General features: G+C 64.5%; 20 protein-coding genes. 10 read left to right on the top strand and 10 right to left on the bottom strand.

Annotation, left to right across the window (positions count from 1 at the left end):
* Positions 1-85: 85 nt before the first annotated feature.
* From deoD to deoC, 3 genes are read left to right on the top strand one after another with little or no spacing between them, the layout of a single operon-like run.
* Complete coding sequence (gene deoD, locus E3O28_RS09385; protein ID WP_241973079.1) at positions 86-850, top strand: purine-nucleoside phosphorylase; 765 nt, start codon at positions 86-88, stop codon at positions 848-850.
* On the top strand, positions 850-2,256 hold the full coding sequence (locus E3O28_RS09380) for an MFS transporter (protein ID WP_134415716.1): 1,407 nt from the start codon (positions 850-852) through the stop codon (positions 2,254-2,256). The genes deoD and E3O28_RS09380 overlap by 1 nt, the downstream gene beginning before the upstream one ends.
* 9 nt (positions 2,257-2,265) lie before the next feature.
* Complete coding sequence (gene deoC / locus E3O28_RS09375; RefSeq protein WP_134415714.1) at positions 2,266-2,970, top strand: deoxyribose-phosphate aldolase; 705 nt, start codon at positions 2,266-2,268, stop codon at positions 2,968-2,970.
* A gap of 52 nt (positions 2,971-3,022) precedes the next feature.
* On the opposite strand, the gene E3O28_RS09370 is transcribed toward deoC, so the two are convergent.
* Positions 3,023-4,057 (bottom strand): NADPH:quinone reductase, encoded by a 1,035-nt coding sequence (locus tag E3O28_RS09370; protein WP_134415712.1) that lies wholly within the window; start codon positions 4,055-4,057, stop codon positions 3,023-3,025.
* Positions 4,058-4,187: 130 nt separating this feature from the next.
* Here E3O28_RS09370 and E3O28_RS09365 point away from each other — a divergent pair, with 130 nt between their 5' ends.
* Complete coding sequence (locus tag E3O28_RS09365) at positions 4,188-5,102, top strand: YDG/SRA domain-containing protein (RefSeq protein ID WP_134401092.1); 915 nt, start codon at positions 4,188-4,190, stop codon at positions 5,100-5,102.
* Between the two features lie 268 nt (positions 5,103-5,370).
* Here the strand turns inward: E3O28_RS09365 and E3O28_RS09360 are convergent, their stop codons facing one another.
* The 3 genes from E3O28_RS09360 to E3O28_RS09350 form a co-directional block, all read right to left on the bottom strand.
* Positions 5,371-5,877: a cupin domain-containing protein gene (locus E3O28_RS09360; protein ID WP_134415710.1), complete on the bottom strand. Its 507-nt coding sequence runs from the start codon at positions 5,875-5,877 to the stop codon at positions 5,371-5,373.
* A gap of 127 nt (positions 5,878-6,004) precedes the next feature.
* Complete coding sequence (locus tag E3O28_RS09355; protein WP_134415708.1) at positions 6,005-8,740, bottom strand: UvrD-helicase domain-containing protein; 2,736 nt, start codon at positions 8,738-8,740, stop codon at positions 6,005-6,007.
* A gap of 31 nt (positions 8,741-8,771) precedes the next feature.
* Positions 8,772-9,119 carry a hypothetical protein gene (locus E3O28_RS09350; protein ID WP_134401095.1) on the bottom strand — a complete coding sequence of 116 codons (348 nt, stop codon included), beginning with the start codon at positions 9,117-9,119 and terminating at the stop codon, positions 8,772-8,774.
* A 146-nt stretch (positions 9,120-9,265) separates the two neighbouring features.
* Between E3O28_RS09350 and E3O28_RS09345 the strand changes: the two genes are divergently transcribed.
* Positions 9,266-10,111: a uracil-DNA glycosylase gene (locus tag E3O28_RS09345; RefSeq protein WP_134415705.1), complete on the top strand. Its 846-nt coding sequence runs from the start codon at positions 9,266-9,268 to the stop codon at positions 10,109-10,111.
* Positions 10,112-10,207: 96 nt separating this feature from the next.
* The gene (alr, locus tag E3O28_RS09340; RefSeq protein ID WP_241973078.1) at positions 10,208-11,374 is read left to right on the top strand and encodes an alanine racemase; all 1,167 of its coding nucleotides are present in this window, start codon (positions 10,208-10,210) and stop codon (positions 11,372-11,374) included.
* A gap of 20 nt (positions 11,375-11,394) precedes the next feature.
* Here alr and E3O28_RS09335 read toward each other — a convergent pair whose 3' ends face one another.
* Positions 11,395-12,603, bottom strand: a complete 1,209-nt coding sequence (locus tag E3O28_RS09335; protein ID WP_134374091.1) for a PucR family transcriptional regulator — start codon at positions 12,601-12,603, stop codon at positions 11,395-11,397.
* A 296-nt stretch (positions 12,604-12,899) separates the two neighbouring features.
* On the opposite strand from E3O28_RS09335, the gene ald reads away from it, so the two are divergent.
* Together ald and cycA are read left to right on the top strand one after the other, a co-directional pair.
* Positions 12,900-14,036, top strand: coding sequence for an alanine dehydrogenase (ald, locus tag E3O28_RS09330; protein WP_134415701.1), 1,137 nt, complete (start codon positions 12,900-12,902; stop codon positions 14,034-14,036).
* A 127-nt stretch (positions 14,037-14,163) separates the two neighbouring features.
* Positions 14,164-15,630 (top strand): D-serine/D-alanine/glycine transporter, encoded by a 1,467-nt coding sequence (gene cycA / locus E3O28_RS09325; protein ID WP_134393754.1) that lies wholly within the window; start codon positions 14,164-14,166, stop codon positions 15,628-15,630.
* 49 nt (positions 15,631-15,679) lie between these two features.
* Here cycA and E3O28_RS09320 read toward each other — a convergent pair whose 3' ends face one another.
* The 4 genes from E3O28_RS09320 to E3O28_RS09305 all read right to left on the bottom strand — a co-directional run bounded on the left by E3O28_RS09320 (position 15,680) and on the right by E3O28_RS09305 (position 17,863).
* Complete coding sequence (locus E3O28_RS09320; protein WP_134415700.1) at positions 15,680-16,072, bottom strand: hypothetical protein; 393 nt, start codon at positions 16,070-16,072, stop codon at positions 15,680-15,682.
* Between the two features lie 315 nt (positions 16,073-16,387).
* Entirely contained in the window at positions 16,388-16,840 is a 453-nt protein-coding gene (locus E3O28_RS09315) for a hypothetical protein (protein WP_134415699.1), read from the bottom strand.
* Between the two features lie 369 nt (positions 16,841-17,209).
* Positions 17,210-17,668 carry a hypothetical protein gene (locus E3O28_RS09310; protein ID WP_134415698.1) on the bottom strand — a complete coding sequence of 153 codons (459 nt, stop codon included), beginning with the start codon at positions 17,666-17,668 and terminating at the stop codon, positions 17,210-17,212.
* Positions 17,669-17,680: 12 nt separating this feature from the next.
* Positions 17,681-17,863 carry a hypothetical protein gene (locus tag E3O28_RS09305; RefSeq protein ID WP_134415697.1) on the bottom strand — a complete coding sequence of 61 codons (183 nt, stop codon included), beginning with the start codon at positions 17,861-17,863 and terminating at the stop codon, positions 17,681-17,683.
* A 168-nt stretch (positions 17,864-18,031) separates the two neighbouring features.
* Here E3O28_RS09305 and E3O28_RS09300 point away from each other — a divergent pair, with 168 nt between their 5' ends.
* Entirely contained in the window at positions 18,032-18,823 is a 792-nt protein-coding gene (locus tag E3O28_RS09300; protein WP_134415696.1) for an N-formylglutamate amidohydrolase, read from the top strand.
* A 187-nt stretch (positions 18,824-19,010) separates the two neighbouring features.
* On the opposite strand, the gene E3O28_RS09295 is transcribed toward E3O28_RS09300, so the two are convergent.
* Positions 19,011-20,312 (bottom strand): HNH endonuclease signature motif containing protein, encoded by a 1,302-nt coding sequence (locus tag E3O28_RS09295; protein WP_166784782.1) that lies wholly within the window; start codon positions 20,310-20,312, stop codon positions 19,011-19,013.
* Positions 20,313-20,631: 319 nt separating this feature from the next.
* Here E3O28_RS09295 and E3O28_RS09290 point away from each other — a divergent pair, with 319 nt between their 5' ends.
* Positions 20,632-21,294, top strand: coding sequence for a hypothetical protein (locus E3O28_RS09290; protein WP_134415694.1), 663 nt, complete (start codon positions 20,632-20,634; stop codon positions 21,292-21,294).
* Positions 21,295-21,404: the final 110 nt, after the last annotated feature.

Below are 21,404 nucleotides of genomic sequence, written 5' to 3'. Positions count from 1 at the left end.
AGACCTCCTTGTCACCCCGAACGTATCACATTTGATATGCTACCTGAGAGGTATAACTTCATACTATTTAGACGAAGGGGTCAACATGAGTTCAACCACCACGAGGGTCGGATCACCGTCAACGATGAAGGGTCTGTATCCCCCCACGAGCAGCACGCCGCACATTGATCCGAAAGGGGTGGATATCGCCGAGACGATCCTCCTTCCGGGGGACCCGCTACGAGCAAAATTCATCGCCGAGACCTACTTCGACGACATCCGGTGCTTCAACGAGGTTCGTAACATGTTGGGCTTTACGGGCACTTACCGCGGGCGTCCCGTGTCCGTAATGGGCACGGGTATGGGCATCCCCTCCATCTCGCTCTATAGCTATGAGCTGATCCACTTTTTCGGGGTCAAGAACCTGATCCGGGTGGGCAGCTGCGGCGCCATGCAGAAGAACATGGAGCTCTACGACGTAGTTATCGCCCAGGGCGCGTCGACCGACTCCAACTACCTGCACCAGTTCAACCTGCCCGGTTCATGGGCGCCGCTGTCGTCGTACAGGCTGCTCGAGCACGCCAAACGGATCGCCGACGAGCGCGGTCAACGCACCCACGTGGGCAATGTGCTCTCGTCCGACCTGTTCTACGGCGCCGATCCAGACGCCATGGGGAAGTGGATGAAGATGGGCATCTTGGCCGCCGAGATGGAGTCGGCAGGTCTGTTCGCCAACGCCGCGGCCGGGGGCGTCGATGCGCTTGGCATCTTCACTGTTAGCGACCAGCTCGTCACCAACGCCAAGACCACCCCCGAGGAACGGCAGACCGCCTTCACAGGAATGATCGAGATCGCGCTGGAACTGATCTGATGAGCAACGCGACTCACGCCAAGCGTCCAACCCCGGTCTTCACACCGACCCGGGCCGTCCCCATCCTGCTGTTTCTCTTCGTGTTTTCGCTGGTGCTGGACAACGGCTTCAAGTTCATGTCGCCGGCGCTGGCGCAGGACCTCAACCTGCCCGTCAACACCGTCAGCCTGCAAGCCACGCTGACCGGCATCCTGATCGGTATCGGTGCCGTCGTCTACGCCGCGCTGGCCGACTCGATCAGTATCCGGAAACTCATCATTTTCGCGATCCTCGTGATGACGATCGGGTCGATCGTCGGCTTCATCTTCCAGGCCAACTTCTGGCTGGTCCTGGTCGGCCGGCTGATCCAGACCGCCGGCTTGGCGGCCGCCGAGACCCTCTACGTGATCTACGTCACCAAGCATTTCAGGGGCGACGAGCAGAAGAAGTACCTGGGCTTCAGCACCGCAGCCTTCCAGCTGTCGCTACTGATCGGCACCGTCGGCAGCGGCTTCATCGCCACCTACATCGGCTGGGCGGCCTTCTTCCTGGTCACGTTGCTTTCCCTGCTGACCATCCCGCTCGTGCTCCGCACGGTTGCTGCGGAGGAAACGAATAAGGGCCACGTGGACGTGCTCGGGCTTTTCCTGATCGCGGTGTTCGCCACCGGCATCATCCTGTTCATGCAGAACTTCAACTTGTGGTACTTGCTGCCAGTCGTCGCTGGGCTGATCCTGTTCATCTGGCACATCCGAACCCACGACAACGCCGTGATCACCATCGCGTTCTTCGCCAACGCTCAATACTCGCTGATGATCATCGTGGTGTTCGTCATCTACTCGGTCCAGCTCGGCTACACCTTCCTCTTCCCGTTCCTGGTATCCGACATCTACGGCTACAACCTCGGAGAGGTCTCCCTGCTGCTGATCCCCGGCTATATCGCCGCAGTGATAGTCGGCTCGGCCACCGGCAAAATCGCCCGGGTCCTCACATCCAAGCAGGCCATCACTACGGCGTTGATCGTGATCATCGCCTCGATGCTGATCCCGGCTCTGGTGGTGGACAAGTGGATCGGGATCTTCGTGATCTCGATGATCTTGTTCGGAATGGGCTTTGCGTTGATGTACGGCCCACTCGTGTCGACCGCTATCGGGCGGGTGCCGGTCGAGAATTCGGGTATCGCCATCGGCTTCTACAACCTCACCATCAACATCGCCGTGCCGATCGGCATCGCCTACACCGCAACCCTGATGAAGCTAAAGCCCAACCTGCTAGGGGGGATCGCCAGCACCGACCAGGCGTCCTCGTACGGAACGGTGTTGTTGATTCTCGCGGCGGTCGCTGCCCTCGGCCTGGTGCTCTACCGCGCCTTCGTCGTGGTCCTGGAGCGCCAAGGCGAACCAGCATCCGCACCCGTCACCAACTAAGGACAAACCATGATTTCCGCCCCCACCATCACCATCAGCGCAGCCATCGTCGCCAACCACATCGACCACACCCTCCTGAAGCCCGAGACTACGGCAGCAGACGTGACCGCACTCATCGCCGAGGCCATCAGGCTCGGCACCTACTCGGTCTGTGTCTCCCCGTCGATGCTGCCGCTCTGCATCCCCGCCGGCGCCGACCTCAAGGTTGCGGTTGTCTGCGGGTTCCCCAGCGGCAAGCACCACAGCGCCATCAAGGCCGCCGAAGCCGCCCTCGCCATCGAGCAAGGAGCCGACGAGATCGACATGGTCATCGACATCGGTGCCGTCAAGGCCGGCCGTTTTGAAGACGTGCAGGCCGACATCGCGGCCGTGCGCGCGAACGTTCCGGCGCCGAAGGTGCTCAAGGTGATCATCGAATCCGCTGCGCTGACCGATGCCGAGATCGTCGGCGCGTGCCAGGCATCCGTCGCCGCGGGAGCCGACTTCGTCAAGACCTCGACCGGTTTCCACCCCGCCGGTGGGGCGACCGTGCACGCCGTTCGCCTGATGAAGCAGACCGTGGGCGACCGGGCGGAAGTCAAGGCCTCGGGCGGGGTGCGAACCTTTGACGACGCCCTGGCCATGATCGACGCCGGCGCGACCCGGCTTGGTGTCTCGGGCAGCGCGGCGCTGCTCTCCGGCGCGTCTTCGGCCGAAGGCGCCGGGGGCTACTGACCTTCGGCTGGGCGCGCACATTCCATCTTGTGTGAGCCCGGCGCGCATGTTCTTACCGGCCGGCCGAGACGTCGATCAGTACCTTCCCGACAACCCCGTTCTCGACCAGGGCATGGGCATCCGCCGTGTGCGCGAGGTCCGTGCGGTGCAAAGGCAACCCTGCCTCCTCCCCCACGCTCAGTGCGCCGTCGACGAGGGCCGCGGTGATGTCCTCGGCCGCCGCCCGAATCACGTCGGCGCCCACCGTGTAGAGCAGCACGAACTGGTAGCGCACGTTGAGGCTGAAGTGCTGGCGCACGTCGAGGGTCACCTGGTCGCCGCCATTGTTGGCATAGACCGCGATCGACCCACGATTACGGATGACGGCCAGGTCGAGCCGCGCATTGTGGGCCGGCGCGACCTCGATGATCTGGTCGACGCCCTCGGGCGCGATCGCCCGGATCTGGTCGACGATGTCCGGGTCGGTGTAGGTGAGCACGTGCTGCGCACCGGCGGCCGTGGCGAGCGCCGCTTTCGCCGGCCCGCTCACGGTCGTGACAACGGATGCCCCCGCCCATCGGGCCAGCTGGATCGCCGCGTGCCCGACCGCACCAGCTCCGCCGGCCACGAGCACGACCTTCCCGGCGAGGGCACCCGGGTGCAGCCGGTGCGGCCCGTCTTCGGCCACCGTCAGCGCCCGGCACGCCGTGATCGCCGGCACTCCGAGGCTCGCGCCCTGGTCGAAGCTGGCATTTTCCGGCAGCAGGAAGACCCGCTCCGCCGGAAGCACGGCGTACTCCTGGGCCGTGCCGCTGTTCGCGCGCTGGTACGCGGCGAGCACCAGCCACACCCGGTCGCCCACGCCGACGTGCTGCACGCCGGCGCCGACCGCCTCAACGATGCCGGCGCCGTCCTGGCCGGGCACGACGTCATCGAACGCCAGCGCCTGGCCCGGCGCCGAGCCGCAGCGCGACTTCCAGTCGGTGGGATTCACGCCGCTGACCACGATCCGGACCCGTACCTCGTCGGCTCCGGGTTCGGTCACCGGCCGATCGACGAGCTGAAGCACGGACGGGTCACCGGTCTGGCTGTACACAATTGACTTCATGTCAGGGGTAACGCGGGTGGGGGTGGAATGGTTCCCGATGTCTGCAATCATCCCTGCTGCCAGATAACTAGCCTCTAGCCTGCACAATTTCCTCGATCTCAACGATAGAGTGACAGAAGGGGGCTACACAATGAGTAGGTTTTTTGGAACACCGACAGGGGTCACAGTCGGCCAATTCTTCATCGACCGCCGCGAACTTCACGAAGCATTCGTCCATCGCCCGACGCAAGCCGGTATCAGTGGCACAAAGTTGGAGGGCTCCGACTCAATCGTCATTTCTGGCGGCTACATCGACGACGAGGACAATGGCGACTACATCATCTACTCCGGTCACGGCGGCAAAGACCCCAACAGCTCGCGCCAAATCGCGGACCAGTCTCCAAACGCTTCAGGCAATGCTGGTCTCATCACGAGCCATGCCCAGGCTCTGCCCGTTCGTGTCGTGCGAGGAAAACACAAGGGTTCTCCATTTGCACCCCCGGCAGGCTACGTCTATTCGGGGCTCTACTTGGTCACCCAATGGTGGATGGAGCTGGGTCGGGATGGCTTCCAAATCGTTCGCTTCCGACTTGAGCGAATCGATGAACAAGCCCCGCTTGAGCCGCAAACACTGAATCTACCCGACCCGGAATTTGCCACAACCATTGTGTCTCGCCGGATTCGAGACTCGCAGCTGTCGCGTGTAGTGAAGAAGCTCTATGACTATGAGTGTCAGGTTTGCGAGCAGGCAATCCCGACCGCGAACAACGCGTTCTACGCCGAGGGCGCTCACGTCCGGCCGTTGGGGCGACCCCATCTTGGCCATGATGCTCTGAGCAACATCCTGTGCCTCTGCCCGAATCACCACTCTCAGTTTGATCTGGGAGGACTCGTTTTGACAGACCAGATGGAGGCCATTGAAACACGAACGATGACCCCGATTGCCAGCCTTTCCTTCCGCAAACATCACGTCGTCGCAGCTTCGAATGCTGGCTATCATCGAGCCCTCTGGCTGGGGCCACGTGGCATGTCGAGCGACCTGCGTTTGCTGCAGCCGTCAGCCTAGTGCCCCAGTTGGCCTCACCGGCGTCATGTCGTGCGGCGCGATGCCCCGCATTCGGCCGCGGGCGATGCGGTTGTCGGCGAGCACTCCGTCCGGAGCCTGGCAGAGAGGCCTGAGCTTGCTCGGTGAGTCCGGTTTGCGAGCCCACGGCCGGGCGTCACTCGGCGTCATGTTAGGCCGGGTCCAACGCACCCATCTTCGACGCCCCGAACCGGGACAACCGGGGCTGGGCGAGAATCGTGCGCCTGCGCTGTGCGTGGTCGCCAGCGCCTCAGAACACGAGCCCGTGCCGCTGCACCAGGAGCATCGTGGCCTCAAAATCCACATCGCAGCCGTACTCGGCCGCCAGCGCCGGGAGCGTCGCCGGGTCGTACTCGCCACCCGGTTCGGCCAGCTGGCGGAAGAGCTGTTCGATTTCACCAGGTGCGATCAGCTCCAGAACCCGCAAGGGCTCGTCGCCGGCATTCCAGAAGGTATGCCAGCGCCCTCTCGGCTTGAACACCAGTTCACCCGGCACGGAGACGATTTCGTCGCCTTGCTCGAAGACGCCGAGCCGCCCGGCAAGCACGAGACTGTACTCGTCCTCCCGACTGTGCCGGTGGATCGGGGCCGCGAGGGTGCGCGGAGCCAGCAGGTGTTCCACGACCGCGATCACGCCGCCCGAGTCCGAGCTGTCAATGAGGTAGCGGTCCGAGGCGGTGATGTCTCCGGTCGACTCGATGTCGCGCGCAGTCTTGACGCGGATGCCAGCTACCCCGGCTGGTGGGTTCGCGGTCATGATTCCTCCTCCTAGTGCGGGGACAGCGGGGTTGACGAGTACAGTGCGAACGCTAGGCCGCCCCCAGCCGATTGGATACCGGGATGGCGCCCCGGTTGAGGTCATTTACGCCCCGTCACGGTCGCGCTCAGGTCAGCGCGAGGGTGCTCTTGCACCGCGGATACCGCCGGCAGCCCAGGAACGGCCCGCGCTTGCCCGGGCGCTCGACCATGAACGCACGGCCGCACCGGGGGCAGACGGTGGAATCGAGAGCCTCGCCGATGGCGTTGGTGCGCACGATCCCGTGGTCCCGGATCAGTTCCATCAGGAAGGGTGACTCCCTGTTCTTGACGGTGACCAGCAGCACGCCCCGCCGGGCACGGGTCATGGCCACGTAAAACAGTCGCCGTTCCTCGGCCCGCTTGAAGTCTTCGGCCGCGGGCATCGCCATGCGCAGCACTGGGTCGTTCGGGATGGTGCTTGGAAAGCCCCACTTGCCCGAGACCATACCCGGGATCACGATGTAGTCCGCCTCGGCGCCTTTCGAGGCGTGGATGGTCATGAACTCCACGTCCAGAAGGTCAGCGAGGTCGCGGCAGTCCGGCAGGCAATCGCTCTGGTGGCGGTACCGCCCCAGGACGAAAACGGTGACCTTGACGCCCACGGGCTGAGGGATTCGGCCCCGGGCGATCTGGGTGTGCAGCGCCTTGAGCCGGTGGTGGATGGCCGCCTTCACGGCCTTGTCGGTGTCGACAGAGACGGCCCCGATCGTCGGCGGGAATTCCGGGGTCGAGGACACGACGCGTTTGATCAGCTGGGTGGGGTTCTGCAGCACGAACCGGCTGGAGACATCCGCTATCGATTGCGGAAACCGGAACGTGCGCTCCAGCCGCAGCACCTCGCTGGGCCCGAACAGGTGCTCGAAGTCGGTCATCACCGACAGGTCGGCGCCGGCGAACCGGTTGATGCTCTGCCAGTCGTCACCGACGGCGAACAGGTGACAGCCGGGCTGGGCGACTAGGCCGCGGGCGAGCCTGGCCCGAGCGTGGCTGGCGTCCTGGAACTCGTCGACCATGACCAGCTCGTAGGGGCTCTCCCAGTCGCCGGCCTCCAGGTGATCCGCCGACAGATTGAGCATGTCCTCGAAGTCGATGCAGCCCTCGGCGGCCAGCTTCTTGTCCCACTCCCGCCGAATCGGGGCGAACAGGCGCAGGAACGCGGCGTCGCGGAATCGCACCTCGCCGTGTGACTGCTCCTCGAGGCGTTGCCGCAGCTGGTCGTCGCTGAGGCGATTGCTCTTGGCGTGGGTGAGGAACGAGCGGAACGTCTGAAGCAGGCGCCCATAATCTGTGGGTGTCTGCCCGGCGAGGAGCCGCTCGGGGTTTGCCTGCAAACGGATGCCGCGCTCGGTCAGCTCCTTCTCCAGATGACTGAGGCCTTCGCCGCTCCAGAGCTGTGCCCTCGTCGTCTCCAGAAGCGTGGTGCCGTGGCGGCGGTGGGTCTCGCGCTTCCACTGCATGCCGTCGAGGTAGCCGACGAACTCCTCCGGCGCCTGCCCGTTCTCGTCGACCGCCCAGTGCTCGTGATACGCGTCGATCTGCGGATAGTAGAAGTCCGGGTGGTACTGCCGGTGCTCGGAGTCGGCCGTGTCGACCTCGTAGGAGCGTTCGTACACGTACTCGACGCTGTTGAAGTAGAGCCAGTCGGCGATCATCCGCTCACCGGTGCTTCTGACCTGCTCGCCCTGCGCCGTGCGGAAGGCCGGTGGCTTGTCCGTTTCACCGAGCTCTGCGTCAGGGTCGGGGTAGTCACGGGCGAGCACTGCCCGGAAGAAGTCCCAGTGGAGACGGAACGGCGGGTTTGTCGCGCGGAGAACATCGACGATGCGCCCCAGCTGTTTGATGTCTCCCCCACCCTCGAGCCAGGGCGCCAGCGACGGCTTGCGACCGGTGGCCTTCCCGATGATCTCGAGGCCGAACGCGTGGAACGTCTTCGCGACGACCTTGCCGGCATCGAGGCCCAGAGGCGCCAGCCGTTCTTGGGTGCGCGCGCCCAGCTCCTTCGCCGCGGCATTGTTGAAGGCCAGCATCAGGATCTTGTCGGCCGGAATCAGGTTGCGGTGCAGCGCGTAGCCGGCTTTGGCGACCATCGTCGAGGTCTTGCCGGATCCGGCTGCGGCGACGACCAGCATCCGGTTGTCGAAGCAGACGACCGCGCGCGCCTGCTCGGGTGTGAGCGGTGACTTCTCGACCGTGTCGAAGAAGTCCTGGCAGTCGTCGAGCTCGGCGGCAAGGTGCCGCTCGTTCTGGGCGGCGACGAACTCGGGCAGGTCGTCGCGCCAGATATTAACCGTCTCCCGGGACACCGCGGAGAGTTCCGTGATGTGTGGCCGGAGATCGGGGTCGTCGAGCAGCTGGCCGAAGCCGACGGCGGCTTTGCGCGCGGCCCAGTAGGCGGAGAACTCTGTGGTGAGCCAGCCCTTCGTCTTGAGCTGCACGGCGACGGCGGTGCCGAGCGCTTCGGTGAAGAGCCGCACCTGTTTGGCGGCCTGATCGAATTCGTCGACGAGTTGCAGCAGCCTGAGCACGCGCACGGCCTCGGCCTGTGCCGCTGTGAAGGCCGTCGCGAAGGATGCCGCGCGCCGGTTCGGGATGCCGCGGAACCGAAAGCGCCGGTCCGGATGCTCCAGCTCGAGGTGTGACCAGAGGCGACCGGGGGTCACGGTCAGCCCGCCGAAGGAGCCGATGTCGCGGGCGACGGGCTCACCGTCGAGGGTGATCGTGAGTTCGGGGCCGGTCAGGGTCAGTCGCCAGTCCCGGGATTTCGTGACGCGCTTGCCGAGGGCCGACGGGTGCCAGGTCTGGGCTCGGTTGGGGATGGTCACGGGCGACTGCGCTGGGCGGAACAGACCATAACTATGCCGCTCGCCGAGTCTTCCAGAGCAGCTTCACCGTGCGACTCACGAATGCGGCCAGCGCGAGGACTGTCGAAAATGTCAGCAGCATCTGAGCCATGGTCCCCATGCTCTCCAGGGTCGACGACGGCAGAGGCGGGTTGTTGATCCCGTACTGCCAAAGAAGGTAGCCGGCGAGCGCGAAGACCCCGGTCAGGCCGAGAGCGGCAAGGAAGAACTTCAAACCATTGCTCCGCAGTACCTGAACAACGCCATCCAAAATAAAGGAGGCTATGAACGGCAGAAACACCGTCAGCACGATGATCCCGCCGTATGCCGCTAACAAGGCTCCAAAAGAATCCGGGCTCATTGTTCAGTCCCCCAACTGTTTGCCGATCACTTCCAGTGCCAGCCTAGGTGCGCCGACATCACCAAGAACGCCTGTGATCTGCCCTGCTGACCCCAGTTGGGGGCGCCGCGAATTGGAGGTGAGACAGACGCCTCTAGGCTTCAGGCATGACCCGACGGATGGCCGACCCAGAATTTCGCGACGACCAGCTGAACCGAATCCGCGAGCCGCAGGTGGCCGCGATCAACGCACTCTGCGATCAATTGATGATGGAGCTGCCCGGCTTCTCTGTTCCGTACATCGCGCCCCATTACGGTGCTTCAACCGCCGTCATCCTTGCCCTCTCCTCGAACCCTGGGCCGCAGGCCGGCGGAGCCAAGGGCTCCGGCATGCTGTCCCGAGAGAACAATGACGGCTCGGCCGCTCGGATGGGCGACATCTACGAGACCGTTGGCCTCACCGACGCCCAGATCGTGCCCTGGAACGCGTACCCGTGGCACGTGCACGAAACACACCCGAACGGCCTGCCGAACAATCTGATTGACGACGGGCTCGATGTGCTCAAGCGAGTTCTTGATCTGCACCCCAACATCCGCTCCATCGTTGCCCATGGCGGAGACGCTCACCGGAGCGTGAACCAGTTCATGAAGAAGATGCGATTCGGCGACTACGCGGATGCCCGTGGGTTGAAAACCTGGAACACCCGCCACACCAGCAACCGGGCTTTCATCCTGCGCGAGCCGGAGAAGTCCATCGCTCTAGAAAGGGTGCGCGAGGTCTATCGCGAAGCGATGCGGCACGCCGGGCTCAAACCCCTCCCGGCGCTCAAGGTTGACCTGCCCGCTCTAATGACCGGGCCTGAGCTTCGGGCGGCCGCACGGGGTGAGCTGCTCCCCCTGGTGCCGGGTGAGGTCGAAGCCGAGGCTCGGATCAGCGAGTATGTCCACGCACTGCCGTCACAACGGAGTCAGCGCTTGCTGGTTGAGCTTCTGCTGCGCGACCTGGCTTCGTAGGGGGCGCATAAGCTGCATGATCGGCCAGCGGCAACCGTTGGGTCGTGCCACTCCGCCAAGAGTTGGCCTTCGCACCCGAGGGTTAGGCTGCAACGTGTGAAATCAGCAGCCGTGCCCACCGCCACCGAACGGCTGCCGGAGCGCGCAGCCGTGATCGACCTCGACGCGATCAGACACAACGTTCGCCACCTCGTTGCGCTCGCCGCCCCAGCCCGGCTGATGGCGGTCGTCAAAGCGGACGCCTACGGTCACGGGGTTCTCCCCGTCGCTCGCGCGGCGCTCGAGGCGGGAGCGGAGTGGCTCGGCGTGGCACACATATCGGAGGCACTGGCACTCCGCGCTGCGGCCATCCCGGTGCCGGTACTGGCCTGGTTGAACACCACAGACAGCGACTTCGCCGCGGCAATCACCGCGGACATTGATCTCGGATGCTCCGGCTGGGAGTTGCCGCTCATCGCCCTGGCTGCGCAGCAGCAGCAAAAAACCGCACGCATTCATCTCAAGATTGACACCGGTCTGGGCCGCAACGGCAGCACCCCCACGGAGTGGGCCGAGCTCGTGGCCCGCGCCCGACAGGCGGAAGCCAGCGGATCTGTGACCGTCGTGGGCATCTTCTCGCACCTCGCGGTGGCCGATGAACCCGACCGCGTCGAGACCGACGAACAGGTTGCGGCATTCACGACGGCCGTTGCTGTGGCGCAGGAGGCGGGGCTGAGCCCGATGGTGCGGCACCTCGCCAACAGCGCCGGCACGCTGTCCCGCCCCGACACGCACTTCGATCTGGTGCGGGCGGGGCTGGCCATCTACGGCCTGTCGCCGTTCGCCAACCAGACCTCGAACGACCTCGGATTGCGCCCGGCGATGACCTTGCGCACGCTCGTATCGGTGTGCAAAGACGTTCCCGCCGGACAGGGCGTCTCCTACGGGCTCAACTACCGCACCACGGCCCCGACGACGCTCGCCCTGATTCCTTTGGGCTACGCCGACGGCATTCCGCGCATCGCCACGGGAGGCCCGGTGCGAGTCAACGGCGTGACCTATCCCGTGGTCGGGCGCATCGCCATGGACCAGATGGTCATCGACCTCGGTGAGGCCGCACTCGTGGCCTCCGGCTCGTCGGTGATCGGTGCCGAAGCGGTGCTGTTCGGCCCCGGCGACGACGACGCATCCGTTGACGAGTGGGCGGCGGCCGCCGGCACCATCAATTACGAAGTGGTCACCCGCATCAGTCCCCGCGTTCCCCGCGTCTACCGAAACGTCTGAGACCAATCCGGGCAGGCCCGTCAGAGGCGCGGACGGCCAGCCCAGCGGTCGGCCTTGAGGGCCAGGTGCAGCTCAAGGCGCGCCTGCCCGCCGAGCGGGTCGACGCCCAACGCGGAACGGATGCGTGCGAGCCGGTTGTAAATACTGGTTCGGTGCAAATGCAGGTGCTCTGCGACCTCGGCCACGGACCCGTTCTTGTCGTAGAGCATCTCGAGCACGGGCAGCAGTTCCCCGTTTCGGTCGAGTGCCCGGAGTTCGGAGAAGAGCGCTGACTCGGACGGCAACACGTCTCGACTTGCGACGGCCAGGAATTGGTAGACCCCGGTAGCGCGAAACGATACGAGCGTGCCGAGCTGGGTATCAACCCTGGCCGCTTGCACGGCGCTCCGCGCCTCGGAGTAGGCACCGGGCAGCCGTCGCAGGTCGGTGAAGGGCTCGCTCAGCCCGATCAGGGCGGGTGCAGCCACCTGCCCACCGCGGCGGGACACCTCGAACTCAAAGCGCATTCGAACCTCGGACAGGTCGAAGCCGTCAATCTCGTCGTGGAGCAGCAGAACGGCATGCGTTTCGGTGCCGGCCGAGAACAGCACGGTATTGATGCCAAGCGTGGCATACAGTGCGGCGAGACGGTGCAGCAGGCCGCTCTTGGCGGGGTCGCGCTGCGCGTTGTCACCGCGCTCGAGCAGCGCGGCGAGCCGCCAGGGTCCGCGCCCGTGCACACCAGGCCAACCGTCCACCGCCACGCCGGCATTGCGGTCCCCCAAGCACGCGGCGAGGAATTGGGCCTCGTCGGTGCGCCGCGCTTTAGAATCGGCGCTGGAACGGTTGAGCAGCATCTCTGCGAGGGCGTCCATCTCCGGGCGGATGAGCCGCAGCTCACGCAGAATCACCTCGGGCGTTTGCTCGTCGTCGAGCTGGAGGACCCACAGATACCCCACCCGGAATCCACGTGCCAGCAGCGGCACGCACACGCGGCCCAACATTCCGAGGTCGGCGTTGGCCGGCACGGGAACCGGCTTCACTGCCGAGGCGATACCGTGGCTGAGCTGCCAGGCGCTGACATCGGGCGGAACAACCTTGCTCAGCAGAAAGTTCGTGCGCACTCGGTCGGCCGTGGGTTGATGCGCGCTATACGCGAGCAGCCCGCCGTCGAGGTCTTCAAGCGAGAGAGCCCGGTCAATTCGCGCGGCGATGTTGACCACTGCTTGGTCAATATCGGCCGTTTTCATAGATTCAATCTAACGGAGCAGCGTGGACGTCAGGAGACGATCGACGCACCTGGGCGCAACAGATGTCGAGCCGACTGCGGGGTGTCTGCACGATGAATCCGCCCCTGACCACCGGCCTCGGGAAAGACAAATACCTGTGTAAACGGCAATTTTCTGCCTTGTGCACCGCACGACGGAGTTGCCCTCGGCCTCCGTTGTCCCCGTGGCGGAGCCGGGGCGGCCTTTAAATCCGGGTTTATCATTTTAAAGCTGACCAAAGTCGATCAGCAGGCGTCTACAAGAAGCAGGAGTTCCCCATGATCATTGGCGTTCCAACCGAAGTCAAGAACAACGAGTTCCGCGTGGCCATCACCGCCGCCGGAGTGCACGAAGCCAAGATTCACGGCCACACCGTGCTGGTACAGGCCGGCGCGGGAATCGCCTCCGGCTTCGCTGACACCGACTACGAAGCCGCCGGTGCAACCATCGTCAAGACCGCCTTCGAGGTGTGGGCCAGCGCCGACATGATCCTCAAGGTGAAAGAGCCGATCGCGGCCGAGTACTCGTACTTTCGTGAGGGCTTGATCCTCTTCACCTACCTGCACCTCGCCGCCGAGCCCGCCCTCGCCAGCGCCCTGCTCGAGTCCGGCGTGACCGCGATCGCTTACGAGACCGTGCAGAAGGCTGACCGTTCACTGCCGCTGCTTGCCCCGATGAGCGAGGTTGCCGGACGCCTCGCCGGTCAGGTCGGCGCCGCGTCGATGACCCGACCGGGTGGTGGCCCGGGCATGCTGATGGGCGGGGTGCCCGGGGTGCGGGCCGCCAAGGTGACTGTGATCGGTGCCGGCGTCGCTGGCTCCAACGCCGCCGCCATGGCCATCGGGATGGGCGCTGACGTCACCATCCTGGACATCAACATCGACCGCCTGCGCGAACTCGACGCCCAGTACGCCGGACGTCTGAAGACCATCGCCTCGAACGCCTACGAGATCAACCGTTCCGTCACCGAGGCCGACCTCGTGATCGGCTCCGTGCTGATCCCCGGCGCCAAGGCCCCCAAGCTCGTCACCAACGAGCTCGTGTCGCGCATGAAGCGGGGCTCCGTGCTCGTGGACATCGCGGTCGACCAGGGCGGCTGCTTCGAGGGCACACACGCCACAACGCACGAGAACCCCACCTTCCCCGTGCACGGTTCGATCTTCTACTGCGTCGCCAACATGCCCGGCGCCGTTCCGCAGACGTCGACCCTCGCGCTGACGAACGTGACTCTGCCCTACGCTTTGTCGATTGCCGACCGTGGCGTGCGTGCAGCATTCGAGCGGGACGCCGCCCTTGCCGGTGGCCTGAACATCGCCGCCGGAAGGGTCGCGAACCGCTCGGTCAGCGTCGCCCTCGACCTACCGCTCACGGATTGGACCGACCTCGTCTCAGAGGTCGAGCTCGCGCTGGTCTAGCAGCACTGGTCGCGGATGCCGGGTACGGCCTGATCGGTCGGCCCCGGCATCCGCGACCCACAATTTCTGCAGAGATCGGTGACCCCGACACTGTGCCCATTGCCTGGACTACAAGGAAGTATCTCCGATGTCGCAAGTGAAAACCAGCACGCATCCAGCGCCGAACGCGCAACCACACCTGGCACGATCGCTCTCGAACCGTCATATCCAGCTCATCGCCATCGGCGGTGCGATCGGAACGGGCCTGTTCATGGGCTCGGGGAAGACGATCTCCCTCGCGGGGCCGTCCGTGATCTTCGTCTATATGATCATCGGCTTCATGTTGTTCTTCGTCATGCGGGCCATGGGCGAGTTGCTGCTCTCCAACCTCGAATACAAGTCGTTCAGCGACTTCGCCGGTGACCTGCTCGGGCCGTGGGCCGCCTTCTTCACGAGCTGGACGTACTGGGTGTGCTGGATCGTCACCGCCATCGCCGAGCTGATCGCGATCGCGCTGTATACGAGCTTCTGGTGGCCCGATCTGCCGCTATGGATTCCGGCGCTCGTGGCGGTAACGATTCTGCTCGGCTTCAACCTCACGAGTGTCAAGGCGTTCGGCGAGACCGAGTTCTGGTTCGCGCTGATCAAAATCGTGGCAATTGTCACGCTTATCGTCGTGGGCCTCGTGATGGTGTTCACTCAGTTCCAGTCCCCCAACGGCACCCCGGCGAGTTTCACCAACCTGTGGAACGACGGCGGGATGTTCCCGACCGGCCCGATGGGGTTCATCGCCGGTTTCCAGCTCTCCGTGTTCGCGTTCCTCGGGGTCGAGCTCGTGGGCACCACGGCCGCCGAAGCGCAGCACCCGGAGAAGAACCTTCCCAAGGCAATCAACTCCATTCCCATTCGCATCATGCTGTTCTACGTTCTCGCCTTGATCATGATCATGACGGTCACGCCGTGGCGTGAGGTCCGCGCCGATGTGAGCCCGTTCGTGGCGATGTTCGCCCTCGCAGGGCTCGGCGGGGCCGCGGCCGTGATCAACTTCGTCGTGCTCACGAGCGCGACATCCTCAGCAAACTCCGGTCTGTATTCAACATCCAGAATGCTTTTCGGGCTGTCGGTCGAGGGCACGGCATCGGGGCGGTTCCAACGTCTGACCCGCCACAAGGTGCCGGCCAACGCCCTGCTGTTCTCGTGCATGTTCCTGCTCATATCGGCTGTGCTGCTGTATTCGAGTTCATCGATCATGGCCGTGTTCACCGTGGTGACAACAATGGCGTCGGTGCTGTTCATCTTCGTATGGACCATCATCGTGGTGAGCTACATCGTGTATCGCAAGCGCCGCCCGGCGCTGCACGCAGCATCCAAGTTCAAAATGCCCGGCGGCGTGTACATGAGTTATGTCCTGCTCGCGTTCTTCGTATTCCTGATCTGGGCGCTCACCCAGAAGACGGATACGCTGCAGGCGTTGGTCGTGACGCCGGTGTGGTTCATCGGGCTCGGCATCGCCTGGCTCATCATCCGCCGTCGCCCCGAAATGGCCGCTAATCAAGAACTTCACCGGGCGAGTGTCGAGGCCGATCGGGCTTTGGCGCTCACCTTCCGCGACTGAGGGTCGAGACGAGCCGGTCAGTCCGAGGCAGCGCGGTGCTCAGCCGGCGTCACAGGGGAGACATCTGCATGTACTGCAGCCTGTCCGCCTCCCGCCGGGCGTCCCGGAGGAGCCTCACCGTTCGCAGCACGAACCCGATCAGCGCCAGCACAGTGGAGACCGCGACCAGGTAAAGGGAAACCGTGACCATGAGGGCCGGCCTCTCCATTTCCACTCCGGGGTAGCCGGCTCCGAACTGCCACAGGGCGTATCCGGCACCGGCAAGCAGAACCACCAGGCCCAGGCTGCCCAGGAACAGCTTCGGGCCGTCGCCTCGCAGAAGCTGCACGATTCCGTCCAGGAGGAACGACGCCGCGAACGGCAGACACACCGTGCCCATCAGGACCCCGCAGTGCGCCACGACCAGCGCCCCCGTTGCGAGCAACACATTATCCGAACTCACGCTTCAGTCCCCCAACTGATTGGCTTTACTGCAAAGTTCAAGCCTAGGTGGGGGCGCACCGCGAAAGAAGGCTTTGGCCTGCTTTTTTGTCCCCAGTGGGGGTGTCTCGGCAGTAAATATGGATGCCTACGGCAGGTCTGGAACAGACTCCACACCGATTCGGAGGCTCCTGATTCGCCCTGCCGAAGCCGTGAGGGGTCATAAATCGACCTTCAATCGACTCAGGAAGGTCGATTTGCGACCCCTCACAGCCGTCTTCAGCCACCGTGGCGGTTGGCGCTATCGAAAGTCGGTGACTTTGGGCCGCCGCTAACGTCATGGAGATGCGGCGAACACCTCGTCAAGCGTGACCAATTCGTTCCCGCCGAAGTATTTTTGTACGTCGGCGGGACATTCCACGGCAGCGATAGAAGGGGGCATATAGACATCAACCCGGTCGCCCACGAACTCGACCTCGATGCTGACGCAGACCAACACGTTGGCAACCCTCGAATTGAATCCACTTCCGGTGGAGCTTTGCCCCGATGCGGCGTAGCTAACCAGCACCTTCGGGTAGGACATTGATCGATCGACTACCGCTCCGAACGCCGCTCCGCGAGCCCAACCGGGTGTCTGTTCATCTGTGTCTTCGCGGATTGTGGCGAACGCCGGCTTGGGCCAGACGTCTCCTGTGGACACCGCATCCAAGTAGCTGTCGAGGTTGTGGCCAATGGCGCTTTCGATGGCCAGGGCGGAGACCTTCTCTATGCTGATCCTGGCCTCAAACATTGCCTCCTCTCGTATATTCGGACGCGAACCTGAGCACGCCGAAAGAGGGAGGATCAGGCACAAAACGAGAGCGGTCTCAACAACCCGTCGTCCTGAATGCCGCGGCGCCTTTACGTCACTGTTTAATCGGGAGAGCGTGGAAGGCTGCCTCATCGATGGCGCCTCAATACTCATGGATCCCCCGATTCCCTGGGCCGAATCTAGCGGGCGGGGAACGCTGACTACAGCCCCAGAACGGGCGGGCCGCCCTTGCAGAATCGATGACCACTCGAGCGTCAGGAAAACTGTCGCAAGACGCGGCCAATCTCCTACTGATTCCAACTCCTTCAGAAGCGCGCGCGGTTGCCAGAAAAGCTTTGATTCCATGTGCTAAGACCCAATTCCAGCCTGGCTACGCTCTCCGAGGTGCTCCGTGGCCAACTTGATGGCAACGAATAGCGACATCTCGTCGGTCACGGACTGGGGCCCAGCCGCGGCTATGGCATCCTTGAGTCCGGCCCAACGAACCGGTTGAATTCCATCGACGGTCAAATTGCTCGGCGTGAATGTGGACCGATCAAACTCGTCGATCTGCCAGCGGCTCGCCACCCGGAACTCCCACTTATCGAGGTCGAGCGGGTCGTAATCGGCCAAACAGGTCGACGTAACCAAGGCAAAGACATACACATCGGCGTGAAGTCGCTTCGGCTTCCCACCAATGTCAGTGTGGGCGTTTCCCTTTCGCACTTTCCAACGCGGTTTTGTTTGAGAACGCGGATCAGACTTATTCCGGGCCTGAACAAGGCCTGAGGTCTTGACCTCGATGCGGGTGCCGCTGAGCGCCAGCACGTCGTACGCGTCCTACTCGACTCGACTCGCGGGAATTGCGTCTACGGCGAGGCCAACCACGTACTCGGCCAGGTAGCCGCGCAGATTGTTCGTTCGCGCATCTCCCATCCCGAAACGCCAGAAGTCGACCACCTTGGCCTGGGGTCCGTTCCGAAACTCATCGGCTGATTCCAGTTGCCATTTTGCACGAGTCATGCGGCCCCCTCGTTCTGTTTGTTGCTCCAGTCGCAGCCCGAGATGACCCCGCTTGCGCGCCAAGGTAGGCCCAGAGCAGGGGCCACGGAGCATCAGTGACCGAATGTCGGTGGCCCCTGAGACCCTGAACTCCTTCCGACCGGGAGCGCCACGGCCTGGAGGCACCCGATGACCACCCACACCGAAACCGCGCTGTTCCGCCTGATCGACAACTCGGCGACGTCACCCGTGATCCTGCACGCACCGCACGGCGGGCGTGCGATCCCGGCGGAGCACCTGCACTCCTACGTCATCTCACCGGCCGAGTTGGAGGCCGAGAAAGACATCATGACCGACCACTTCACCGACGAACTCGTCGGGGCCATCACGGGTGCGAGCGCGGTCATCAGCGGGCTCTCCCGGTTTGCGGTCGACGTGGAGCGGTTCCCCGACGACACCGAGGAGATGAACGCGGTCGGCATGGGCGTGCTCTACACCCACGGTTCCCGGAGCCAGGAGATCCGCCGGGTGTCCGCCGACGATGAGAAGCTCCTGATGGACTACTTCACCACCTACTCGGCCCGGTTCACCCAACTCGTGGACGCAACGCTGGCCGTGCACGGGCGAGCCGTGATCTTCGACGTTCATTCCTACCCGGAGGCCCTGCTGTCGGATGAGCTGCACGGCGGCGGCTACCGGGCACCGCTCTGCGTCGGGTTGGAGCCGTTCCACGCATCCGTCGACCTTCTGGCCACGGTTGGCGGATGCTTCCCTGACCTCAACGCGCAGGCCAATGCGCCGTTCGCGGGCTCGTACGTGCCGCTCAAGCACTACCGCAGCGATGCGCGGGTGAGTTCGGTGATGCTCGAGATTCGCCGGGACGTCTACCTGGATGAGGCCACGGTGACTCGCAAGCCGGAGGGGTTCGCGCCGTTGCAGGTTTCGCTGAAGCGGCTGGTCGACCAGGTTCGATACGGCTAAAACGACGCAGACGGTCACTGCCGGAAACGTACGCTCTCTCCCACGGTCGCGCGCAAACCATCGAGTTGCCACGACGCGCCTTCGTCAATCCCGGGCAAGCCCTGTGGCGAGTAGCGCTTGATGATAGCGGTGGTCCAGACACCTGGTAGCGGCGGTCGGGCATCCGTTTGCATCGAAACGATGCCGGTCAGAACGGGGCCTCATCGGGCAGCGGTGGCCGGGCGGGTCTCGGCGGCCCGGCGCCGGCCCGAGACGCACCCGCGGGTGCACCCGGAGTGGCGATCGGGGTGGCCGGTTCCGTCACGAATGGGCGTCCGGTCGGTGAGTGCCAGGTGAGGATGCCGCCTGGCTCTTGTTTCACCGTCCACCCGGTCTCCGTCTTCAACGCATGGCAGCCCGGACAGAGATGGGCAAGGTTGTCGTGGGCGGTCTGGCCGAGGTCTTGCCATTCATGGGTATGGTCGAGATCGGCGCCGCGCGCGGGCTGGTTGCAACCGGCGAAGCGGCAGGTTTCGTCGCGCAGGCGGAGAAACCGCCGGAGCTCTTTCGTCACCTTGTAGCGTGTGCGGCCGACCGAGAGCACGACCCCGGTTTCGGGATGAACCAGGATGCGCGTGAAGCTCGGTGCTCGCGAGGCCAGGTCGCGGGCCGTGTCGGGGTCAATCGGCCCGTAGCCCTCGAGGTAGCCGGGTTCTTCGCTGTGGCCGAGGAGGGTCATCACCGGGACCATGATCTGGACCGTGGCACGGATGCCCGTGCCGATTCCCGACGGAGTCACCCCGTCGATCAGCAGGTCGGTCATCACGTCGGTGCGCATCTGGGTGGGGGAACGCGGCTCCCCCGGCCCCTGCAGGCTGCGCGCGGCATCGTTTGCCCGGGCGAAGATGGCGTGCACGACGTCGGCGCTCGTGGTCAGGCTCAGCGTCGCCATTCCGTCGGGCTCCGCCTGCACCCAGGAGGTGCGTTCCGCGAAGGACTTCTCCCGCCGGGCGGTGATGGACTCCGGGTGCAGGCGCTCGCGGAGCACGCGGGCCTTGTGCTTGAGCTTGGCCGCCGTCAGAGCGCGCGCGGCCGGCAGCAGCGCCTCCTCGAAATCGGACAGGGCCGCGGCGGGCACCGAGAGGGCCTGCCCGATGATCACCTGGGCATGCCGGTAGCTGATCTCGCCGGCTTGCAGCGCCGCCCGGGTGCCGGGGAGGTCTTCGGCCAGGGCCCGGGACTCGGCGATCAGACCCTCGGCGGTGGGTGCGGGGATGCGCAAGGTGCAGGCCAGTTCGCTCGAGAATTCGCGCCGGGCGATCTCGTCGGGGTCCCACCGGGAGCTCGTGTTGCGGGGAGCGCTCGCGGCCGTGGCTTCGCTGAACCTGCGGGCGTCATCGATCAGGTCGGCCCGCTGCGCGAAGCCCCGCGCGAGGCTGCGGTCGACGGCGGCTATCGCGTCGAAACGCGAGCCGAGCTGGGCCTGCGAGGTGCTGACTGAGGTGGTCATAGCAGTCACGTTACGGGGTGCCACTGACATTCGACGGCCGTGGCACAGGAGTGTGAATGAGCTGGTCAAAGTGGTTTTGTGAAGGAGTAGTCGGGGGTGTGCGGTGAGGGCCGAGGGGCAGCCGTGGTGGCCATTCGGCAATCCGTTTGCCGACCAGAAGCGGCTTGGCGACACCCCTCGAGGCTTCCGACCGAAGCGATGCTCCTGCGCGTAGGCTCCGGCCAAAGCATTGCATTCGTCCTGACACATGCGATCCCGCGTGTTCTGGACTTCCTGGAATCGTCAATACCGGTGTCACACGAAGTGAACTGGAGCGGAGATGGCTTCTCGCGGAAACGCCAACGAACCGAGGATGTGGGTCGGCGTCGTGCAACCGCCGCAAAGCCGCTGGCCGGGCGTTGTGGGTGGGCTGCTAATCGGCATCCTTACGGCTGTCGCCACGTCCCTGCTGCTCCTTGCGCTCACTCCGCTCTTCAAGAGCGCGCTCGCCGAGGCCGACTGCGATGATCCCCGCGGGCTGCACCTGGTGTCAGGGGTCGGCGCCGAGAGTTCCAGTGCCCTGACGGAATCCGACCCCATTGTTGTCGAGCATCCAGCCGCTTTGGCGATCGATGGGGATCTCGGCACGTCGTGGGTGGAGGGCGCTGACGGTCTAGGCAAGAACGAGACGCTAACTCTGACTCTGCCTGGCACACCCGATGTGCAGCTCGTCTGCGTGATCAATGGCTATGCGAAGTCGGAGGCCTTGTTCCTCCGCAATGCCCGGGTGAGGCAGTTCACCGTGAAGACCGACCAGGGCATCCAACCCTCCATGCTTCGTCAGAAGCCGGTCGCCGACTATGCCGCGTATCAAAGCCTGGCAATCCCGAAGGGCAGCACCACAGAGATCGTGCTCACGATCGCCATCGCGGTGGGCGGCGTGGGCGGCGACCGGGCGGCAGACACCTCAATCAGCGAAGTCGAGGTGTGGGCGAGAGACTGACCGCGAGCTTCCCACCTCCCCCAGGTTTGACCGCCGCACATGCTCAATACTGCCCGGGTCCGCGCGGGACCCGACGGGTGCAGACTGGCCGCTGCGACCCTGCCCACGGC

Source organism: Cryobacterium sp. TMT2-14 (assembly GCF_004402465.1).
GTDB classification, from domain to species: Bacteria; Actinomycetota; Actinomycetes; order Actinomycetales; family Microbacteriaceae; genus Cryobacterium; species Cryobacterium sandaracinum.
Note: the sequence above shows the minus strand (reverse complement) of the source record. Positions and strands in the feature narration are given on the sequence as shown.